This window comes from Xenorhabdus khoisanae (assembly GCF_001037465.1).
Lineage (GTDB): Bacteria > Pseudomonadota > Gammaproteobacteria > Enterobacterales > Enterobacteriaceae > Xenorhabdus > Xenorhabdus khoisanae.
The window spans coordinates 1-2,325 of record NZ_LFCV01000189.1 but is presented as its reverse complement, the minus strand read 5'-3'; the positions used below and the strand labels follow the sequence as shown (position 1 = coordinate 2,325).

Genomic DNA, 2,325 nt, shown 5'->3' with positions numbered 1-2,325 from the left:
ATCCATAATATATATTGCCTGCCGTCACATATTAAATAAGGCAGGCAATAAAATTAGCATTCTTTCCTCATCCATTTAAGTTTTTCATATTTTAATACGAAAAACAAAAAATTCAGATTATTCCTAATTAGCATAAGCGAAATACCAATATTTCAGAAGAAATTTTTATTCACTCTATTTAGATAAAAAATCAATTTATTGAAGATTATGGTATCAAACTCCTATACTTTTACTTAATACTGTGGTTTATTGTTCATAAGAGCATGACGAAATTTGACTTATATATGGTTATATAAATAAATATATAACGATTAGTGGAATGACTAACCCTATTCAATAAAAATTCCACAATCCGCATTGTCTCTCATTTCACGAATTAACCAAAAATTTAGTATTTGCTTTTTTACTTTTATACCTATATTTAATTATCCAATTTTAAACACTTACAGTTGTTGAAATAGCAGAGTTTCATTCCAAAGCCTCGATAAACCCCTAATTTTGTTTTTACCTTTCACAACGAGCATGTTATTTTGTTTAGTATACTAAACACGAGAAGGGGGTTATATGAGACAATTTGACTACTTGAAAGAGGCGATTAAACAAGCAGGTTGCACGTTACAGCAAGTTGCTGATGCCAGTGGTATGACAAAAGGCTACCTTAGCCAACTCATTAACGACAAAATAAAGAGTCCCAGTGCACAGAAACTGGCTTCTCTTCATCAATATCTAGGATTGGCGTATCCCATGGAAAAGAAAACAATCGGTGTCGTGTTTGGTAAATTTTACCCGTTACATACGGGACACATTTATTTGATTCAAAGAGCATCCAGTCAAGTTGATGAATTACACGTCGTACTTTGCTATGACGAAGTGCGTGATCGTGAGCTATTCATCAACAGTTCGATGTCCCAGCAGCCAACGGTCAGTGACCGTTTGAGATGGTTGCTGCAAACATTCAAATATCAAAAGAATATTCATATTCACGCGTTTGATGAACAAGGCATGGAACCCTATCCAAATGGCTGGGAAACCTGGAGTAAGGGCGTGAAAGCATTCATGTCAGCAAAAGGGATCACGCCTGAATACATCTACTCCAGTGAAGCACAGGATGTTTCCCGTTATAAAGAACATTGCGGCATTGAAACCGTGCTTATCGACCCACAGCGTTCATTTATGAATATCAGCGGCAGCCAAATTCGTCAGGCCCCTTTCCGCTATTGGGAGTACATTCCAACCGAAGTGAAGCCTTTCTTTGTACGTAAAGTTGCCATTCTTGGCGGTGAATCAAGCGGAAAGTCTACGTTAGTGAACAAACTGGCCAATATGTTTAATACCACCAGCGCATGGGAATATGGACGAGATTATGTATTTTCCCATCTGGGAGGTGATGAAATGGCCTTGCAATACTCGGATTATGACAAAATTGCACTAGGTCATGCTCAGTATATTGATTTTTCAGTTAAATATGCTAATAAGGTGGCTTTTATTGACACAGATTTCGTGACAACGCAGGCATTTTGCAAACGCTATGAAGGGAAAGAACATCCTTTTGTTCAGGCAATGATTGATGAGTATCGCTTTGATTTAGTTATTCTTTTAGAGAACAATACTCCATGGGTAGCTGATGGCTTAAGAAGTTTAGGCAGTGAGCGGGATCGCAAGGAGTTTCAAGATTTACTTGAAAGTTTGTTGAAGAAAAATAATATTGATTATGTTTGTGTTAATTCACCAGACTATGATCAGCGTTTTCTACGCTGTGTTGAACTAGTTCAACAAATGTTAATGGGGTAACTAACCTTTATATACAAAATAGATTACACTTATATTATTATCACGATTAATTGATAGTGATTTATTATCCATTGTAACTTTGATCGTCTTATGTTTATTCTGTGTAAGCATTTAATTAAATGTTTACTGTAGTTATTTTTACAATGGTAATAAAATAAATTGTGATAATAATATTTTTTGATACTTTAATTTTACTGTTTTGACTTGAATTACAGAGAAATAAGTCATTTAATGAACAGGCCTATTGATTTATTTATATAAAATTTATTAGGCAGTAATAATCCCACAAATATTCTAGGTGTTTTAAACAATAATGGAGGTAATACCAAGATAACATTAAAGTATTAATGAAATATGAAATGACTTTTTTCCTTATTATCAAAATGGAATAAAGACAGAAGAATTTATGCTATTTTTATTTAGTTTGGTTTTTGTTTTTAAGCATAATTAATTAACATTCTTGATTTTTTTATTCTAAGACTAAGAAATATCTCATTTATTAGATAGTCATTGTAAATAATAATTGACATAAGA

At 33.3% G+C, this 2,325-nt stretch carries 1 protein-coding gene; it reads left to right on the top strand.

Annotated features, from left to right (window positions below; translation table 11 throughout):
• Positions 1-564: 564 nt before the first annotated feature.
• A complete protein-coding gene (gene nadR / locus AB204_RS19745) occupies positions 565-1,791 on the top strand; it encodes a multifunctional transcriptional regulator/nicotinamide-nucleotide adenylyltransferase/ribosylnicotinamide kinase NadR (RefSeq protein WP_047965100.1) in 1,227 nt (408 codons plus the stop codon).
• Positions 1,792-2,325 lie beyond the last annotated feature (534 nt).